Source organism: Oleiphilus sp. HI0086 (assembly GCF_001635225.1).
In genome coordinates this window covers 1-6274 of the sequence record NZ_LWFZ01001226.1, presented here as the reverse complement: position 1 = coordinate 6274, position 6274 = coordinate 1, and the positions used below count along the sequence as shown (strand labels likewise).

Here is a 6274-nt window from a genome sequence, read left to right as displayed (position 1 = left end):
ATTGTCGCGCCCATTTATCGACCGTGGACTTACCAAGGCCTAAGCTATCCGCGACATCTCGGACACTGCGCCCTTTATCAACAACTTCTTGTGCAACTTCGAGTCTAAATTCTGGAGAGTATGTTGGTCTTGTTCGTTTGCTCATTTTGATACCTAGTTAGTTGATGGTGATAATATCACCTCTAATTAGGTGGCCAAAATTAGTGTGCCACTACATCGCCTTGCCTTTAAACAAAGAGCGGAAGACAGATCCTATGAAAAATCTACTATGCACACTCTTATTGCTACCTTGTTTTCTTCATGCCGAAAGCCTACTTCCCCCACCTTCAGGTGAGGTTATTCTCGAAGTCATTGGTGACTTAAAGCTTAGCAACACTTGATGGCGAAGCTCACTTTGACCGAGGGATGATTGAGGCACTACAAACGTCAAGCATTGTCACCGCCAATCATGTACTTTCCAAACCAACAAACTACAAAGGTCCAGTTCTAGGAGACCTACTTAATCAACTTGGCGCTAGAGGGGACAGTGTTTTTGTTACTGCGCTTGATGATTACACAGCCGAGTTAAAACGCAGCGAAATAGAAAAGTATGACGTACTACTAGCAACCCATGAAAATGGAAAAATGATGACCATCGATGACAGAGGACCGTTTTTTATTGTCTTCCCCTTTGATAAATATAAAGAGTTGAGAAGAGACCTCTATTACAACATGTCCGTCTGGCAAATAAAATCTATCGAAGTTGAATGAGCAAACAACACAAAACTCTATCAAGTCGAATAGCAACCCCGAAAACTTTAGTTGCCATCTTCGTTCTTCTCGCGCTGATTATTTTGGCGGGCGTAAGTTTTTCTATCAATTCAATTAAAGACATTAACAACGATGCAGTTGAACCTTATCTGGCGATAATTAATAACAATCTCGGGGTTAACCCCAAATTGCTAAAAATCATCTCCCTCATTCAGGACTACCAGGCCGAAACAAGTTCAAAAAACATTAAGAACCTGAAAAAAGGTTTTCGCATTATGCGCGGCAGTATACTCAACGACCTTGATAGCGAAAAAACAAAAACTTTACACCAAGAATTTGGCGACCTCGATAAACTCAGCAAAATCACCTCGACACTTAAAGGTTTTGGGGAGCCGATTGCACAACTCCATGAAGAGAATCATGCAACCAACCTTAAACTAGTCAAGTCGCTACGTAAAAAGCTCGGCCGTTTATATAACAAATGGAACGTTTATAGCCGTAAAGTGATTCAGGAAGTCGAGCATGCGCAAGCGAAAACATGGACAAGCTGGAGCCATCAACTCAAGTTGCAACTCTACTTTTTACTGGTCATCGCCATCACGAGTGTTATCGCCATCGCGCTAATGTATCAATTATATATCAGCCAAATACGCACTGGGCAGGCACTTGAGCGTCGAACGCAGGAACTTGATGAGGCCAAGACGATGGCTGAGCAAAGCACTAGAGCAAAATCGCGTTTTCTCGCCAATATGTCACATGAAATAAGAACACCACTAAACGGCATCATCGGTTTGAGCAAACTGACTTATAACCGTATTCAGGACAGCGAAGTCAAAAGTTACCTTGAGAATGTTGTCTTATCTGGCAGCTCATTACTTCAAATAATCAATGACGTCTTGGATTTCAGTAAGATAGAAGCCAACAAAATCACATTGGATCAGGCAGACTTTGTCCTTGAAGACATTATCAGACCTCTAGCCACATCGATGAATTTTGCAGCGAAAGCGAAGAATATTTCCTTCATCTTATTAACGCCGCCAAATCTGGCTATTCCACTTTGTGGCGACGCTACCAAAATCACGCAAATCATTACCAATTTATGCTCGAACGCAATCAAGTTCACTGAAACCGGCGGGGTCACCTTAAAAATTGATCTCACCGAGAATTACACGCAACCTTACTTAAAGATTCAAGTAAAAGACACAGGGATAGGGCTAAGTGAAGAACAACAAAAACTAATATTCAGAGAGTTTGTTCAGGCAGATGACTCGACTACCCGTAAATTTGGTGGAACAGGCTTGGGCCTGAGTATTTCACGTAGTTTCATTGAGTTAATGCTCGGAACTATTCGAGTTGATAGCTCTTTAGACAAAGGCTCGTGTTTTGATGTATCGATACCGCTTCGAAAGAGCAAAGATGAATCACAAGATGTTTTATCATTTACACACTTATCAGAAGAGGAAAAAAACCAGCTCAGCAATCTTAAGCTGAAAGTTGTTAGCCCTTGCACCTTCGAAACTGAAATAATATCAGCAGATCTCAGAAGTTCAGGCCTTAATATTAATGCTGAGCCAAGCAGTCATTTATTATTTTCATGTAACCAGGATATACCCGATTTAAGCACTCGCGTTAACGCGTTATTAGGAAAATACTCCTTGCCCACCATACTTCTTCTAAGTAGCGACCTAATCCCCCAGTTCGATGATCTGCCTAGCTCGGTTCACTTAATTGAAGCTCCCTACACTAGTGAAAAAGTACTCAATCACTTTCTAGATAAGCAAACGTCAATAGCCTCAGATGAAGAAACGCCTATAACACAAAGTTTAAAAGGCAAAAAAATATTAGTGGCAGAAGACAATAAAATTAACCAGCTAGTAGTAAACGAGACACTCCTCTTACTCGGCGCAGAAATCACGTTTGCCAACAATGGCCTAGAATGTATTCAATGCTTACGAGAAAGTCAGTACGACCTGATACTGATGGATATTCAGATGCCAGAAATGGATGGCTTAGAAGCTACACAAATTATTATCACAGACTCGCTTGCTCCGGACACCCCTATCGTTGCATTGACAGCGAATGTCTTTAAAGAAGATATTGACACTTATATTGCTGCAGGAATGAAGGCCCACCTGCCCAAACCCTTCGAGCCTGAAGCCTTATGCCAACTTATTGAAGAGCTCAGCTAAAATCAGCTCTAAGTATCATCAAATAACCGCGCTATGAACACTTTATTAAATTGCATACCCTTACTCCCAAAACCCTATCGCGGGTTAATGTTCGCTAATAGTACTAAACAGAGCTAAATCCTATGAGTGTACTTATACACTCATAGCCAAGGTAACGAGCAATAGCTAAGATCTACTCTCTTAAGAATGAAACCAGTTCATTTTTCGGCATAGGTTTAGCAAAATAGTAGCCCTGGAATACATCGCAGCCATTGGCTGCCAAAATATCAGCCTGTTCTTTAGTTTCTACACCTTCAGCGACGACGGGAATAGATAAACTCTTGCTTAAGTTGATAATACTTTTTGCCAGTAGCCAATCCTGCTCGTCAATCAAAATATCATTAACGAAGCTTCGATCGATTTTCAGTTCATTGATAGGTAATTTACTCAGTACACTTAGAGAAGAGTAGCCTGTACCAAAGTCATCCAAAGAAGTATACACGCCCAATAACGAGACCTGATTCAATACATCCTTTGCTTTGTCCAAATCTTCAATAAACAGGCTTTCTGTCACCTCAATCATCAAAGTAAGCGCTTCTCCGTCATACCTTTCAACAAGCTGTTTAATCATAGGGACAAAGTCTTCATTAAGCAGTTGCCTCACCGAAACGTTAACCGATACTCTCAGTTTAAACGGCGCGTGCTGACTCTGTTTACAAGCGTCAAGACATTCGTCCAAAGCCGTTTTTAGTACGAACTCACCCAGTTCATGAATCACGCCCGCTGCTTCTGCTACCGAAATAAACTGATCGGGCGGAACAAAACCCAAAACATCACTCTGCCAGCGAACCAAAGCTTCGACACCTAATACCTTCTGGGATTGTGAGTCGACCTGAGGCTGATAGACGACACACATTTCACCCTTTTCTAACGCATTAAGAAGTTCTTTCTCAATATCAGCAGCACGCTTGGTTTTCTCTTCCATTCCCACGGAATAAAAACAGATATCGCTCTGTTTTTGCTTCGCTTCGTACATGGCCATGTCTGCCTTTCGCTGCAGCTCATCCAGAACCTTGCCATCAAAGGGACTGATTGCAACCCCGATTGAAGCCTTGATGGAAAACTCTAAATGCTCCAACGAAACTGGGTTTCGTAGCACCTCCAGGTAAGCCTTACACAACTTGTTTAACTCACCTTTATCACGCATACCCGTCAAGATAATAAACTCATCGCCTCCTTGTCTGATACACATACAATCTTGGAAGTGTTCAGTAGTTCTGCTCGCCACTTCACAAAGAATCTGGTCACCAACAGAGTGACCATGTAAGTCATTACTCGACTTAAAGTTATTCAGGTCAATATAGAGTAGAGAGAAGCCCTGAGCATACTTATTTGCCCAGGATTCGAAGTTCTGTGTCAGAAAGCGCCGGTTAGGTAACTTGGTTAGCGGGTCATGTTCAATCTGGTGATGTAGTGACTGCTCCGTCTGTAAGTGGAGACGAATATTCAAACGGAAAATAATAAATAAGCCGATATTAAACAGAATAAAGGCACTAAGGACCCAAGACAGGGTGTACCAAAATTTATCATAGAGCAAGTCAAGTCTAGTGCTAACAATGGTAAAATGCTCAAACACAGGGTCATAGCTAATCGATGCAAAATTTAGCTCACCTCGTTTATTAGGCACAATCGCTGAAACAAGCTTGTCGCCTGCCCGAAGGGCTTTTATTCCCACACCTGCTTGAACCTTGAATAAGTTATCCACATATTCAACGAATTTACTCTCTACCGCCGAGCCATACCAATCCTGATATTCATTTTCATCAATATACGAGACATATTGACGATAGTAATCGCCACGAACGACTGTCAAAGCAAGGTGTTTTGGTAGATTTTCTCTAGACCATAAACCATGAGAAGCGCCTAGTTTAAAGCCTGCTACCACAACAGCTGCAACCTGTCCTTCGCTATCTAATACCCGAAGCCGGATAGGTATGACCCACGAATTCAATGCTTGGAAGTAATAGGTCCTTCCCATCACTAATTTCGATGATTCCAGGGTCTTGCGAAAGGTGTCTTTGGTTTCCGCTTTTGTCAACAAATTAGGAACCTGGCTTGGCATATGTTTGAAGGTAGAGACTATCAACTGACCGTTTACATCAACCAAGCCTAAACCTATCAACTCGGTATTCACTCGTAAAACCTGGTTCATACTTTTCTGAACCTGGGCTATTTCTCCCTCGCCAACAAGCTCCACAAAGCGTTCACCAAGTACTTTCAATAAATTTGAGTTTTTTTGAAGCAAGGATTCCATAGAATGAGAGACGAGGTTATTTGCATAACTTTGCTCAATACCTGCGTGATCCTTAATTTCCTGCCATTCAGCATATAAAAAAGATGCGGTTACGACGATAGAAAAGAATACGACAAATAGATAAGTTCGCCATAAGGCCTGGTTTTTATATTTTTTCATTCATTTAATATAGTACATTATTGAAAATACGTCATGCGACGCGTCATCAAGTACTCTCTAATCATTACATTCAATGGTTATAGTTAGCAAGGCAGGGAACTTTCTAGGCGCGCGGCGTTCAAATAAATGAATTCTTTTTATCAGTAGAGCTTTACATTTATGCCCACGCGCTCCAATAAGCCCGACCGTTTTCTTGGTTTATCTATTGCTTACTTCATCCTAATTTTTATAGGCTTAAACTCCTTTACCGAGCAGGTCTCTGCAGACTTAAAAGACGCAAAATATAACAAAGCCCCCCTCTTCTCTTTACCTGATATACATGAGAAGAGCACCGTCAATCTGAGTGACTATAAAGGCAAAGTGGTACTGGTAGATTTTTGGGCCTCATGGTGTGGTCCATGCCGTCAGTCGATGCCCGAATATAATCAACTTCGCAAGCGCCTGCACAGTAAACAAAACGGTCAAGACTTTGAAATTCTTGCTGTCAATGTTGACGTCACCACTGAAGAAGCGATGCGTTTTCTTGAACAGTACCCAGTGGATTTTCCGGTACTGGAAGAACGAAGTGGGAAATCCCAACAGGCTTACGAGCTACTCACCATGCCTACATCATTTTTGATAGATCGAGAAGGTTATATTCGCATTGCTCATCAGGGGTTTAACACGGGGTTTATTCGTTACCTCGAGAAAGAAGTCAACATGCTGCTTCAGGAGTAAACATTTAGTCTTTACCGTTTTCCGTTATTAGATTCGCATTAGTCCCATTTTCTTTGATACATTAGCGCTTCAGAACACCTTTTTGACTATCAATAATTACGGTAAAGATCATGGCTCCTAAAGTTATTCAGAACTGGCATACTGTTGTGAAAACACGAGATATCAA

The 6274-nt window shown here is 41.6% G+C and carries 6 protein-coding genes; 4 read left to right on the top strand and 2 right to left on the bottom strand.

Features of this window, described 5'->3' with window-relative positions:
• On the bottom strand, positions 1–145 hold a 145-nt coding region (locus tag A3756_RS29330), incomplete at its 3' end, for a transposase (RefSeq protein ID WP_156490663.1).
• Positions 146–254: 109 nt separating this feature from the next.
• On the opposite strand from A3756_RS29330, the gene A3756_RS29015 reads away from it, so the two are divergent.
• From A3756_RS29015 to A3756_RS21410, 3 genes are read left to right on the top strand one after another with little or no spacing between them, the layout of a single operon-like run.
• On the top strand, positions 255–380 hold the full coding sequence (locus A3756_RS29015; RefSeq protein ID WP_255375188.1) for a hypothetical protein: 126 nt from the start codon (positions 255–257) through the stop codon (positions 378–380).
• A gap of 25 nt (positions 381–405) precedes the next feature.
• Positions 406–750: a molybdopterin-dependent oxidoreductase gene (locus A3756_RS21415; RefSeq protein WP_082865419.1), complete on the top strand. Its 345-nt coding sequence runs from the start codon at positions 406–408 to the stop codon at positions 748–750.
• Positions 747–2939 (top strand): ATP-binding protein, encoded by a 2193-nt coding sequence (locus tag A3756_RS21410; RefSeq protein ID WP_068554597.1) that lies wholly within the window; start codon positions 747–749, stop codon positions 2937–2939. The genes A3756_RS21415 and A3756_RS21410 overlap by 4 nt, the downstream gene beginning before the upstream one ends.
• A gap of 172 nt (positions 2940–3111) precedes the next feature.
• Here A3756_RS21410 and A3756_RS21405 read toward each other — a convergent pair whose 3' ends face one another.
• Positions 3112–5391, bottom strand: a complete 2280-nt coding sequence (locus tag A3756_RS21405; protein ID WP_068554595.1) for an EAL domain-containing protein — start codon at positions 5389–5391, stop codon at positions 3112–3114.
• A gap of 159 nt (positions 5392–5550) precedes the next feature.
• Here A3756_RS21405 and A3756_RS21400 point away from each other — a divergent pair, with 159 nt between their 5' ends.
• Positions 5551–6108: a TlpA disulfide reductase family protein gene (locus tag A3756_RS21400; protein ID WP_068554594.1), complete on the top strand. Its 558-nt coding sequence runs from the start codon at positions 5551–5553 to the stop codon at positions 6106–6108.
• Positions 6109–6274: the final 166 nt, after the last annotated feature.